Source organism: Pseudomonas sp. HMSC063H08 (assembly GCF_001813645.1).
GTDB lineage: Bacteria > Pseudomonadota > Gammaproteobacteria > Pseudomonadales > Pseudomonadaceae > Pseudomonas > Pseudomonas aeruginosa.
Window position 1 is genome coordinate 1 of sequence record NZ_KV813596.1, and the last position, 361, is coordinate 361.

Below are 361 nucleotides of genomic sequence, written 5' to 3' on the forward strand. Positions count from 1 at the left end.
ACAAAGCCAATAGTGCCGGCCAGCAATGCCAGTAGAAGAACCAGCTTAGGCGACCGGAAGAGGCTCTTGCCCGCCTTGGTGTCTTGGGTCTTGCCGGTGGCCGTGGACTGGTAGAGGGCGAAGGTCTGCTTTCGGATCCGCTTGTACTCGATGATGGTGCCATCGGCGGGCGGACGGTTGAGTTGGGCGTCATGCTGGGCCTCCTTGTAGCGGCCAGGGATGCCGATCACCGCGAGGTTGGAATGCTTGTAGGCCATCTCGCAGGTCATGCGGATATCGTCGCGGATGTAGGAGATGTTCGGCGTAGTGAGGACAATGTCCCAGTTGAAATGCCGGTGCCGGGTCCAGGCGTCGAGCCAGC

At 60.7% G+C, this 361-nt stretch carries 1 protein-coding gene; it reads right to left on the reverse strand.

Features of this window, described 5'->3' with window-relative positions; translation table 11 throughout:
• On the reverse strand, positions 1–361 hold a 361-nt coding region (locus HMPREF2924_RS28140; RefSeq protein ID WP_305887156.1), incomplete at both ends, for a zonular occludens toxin domain-containing protein.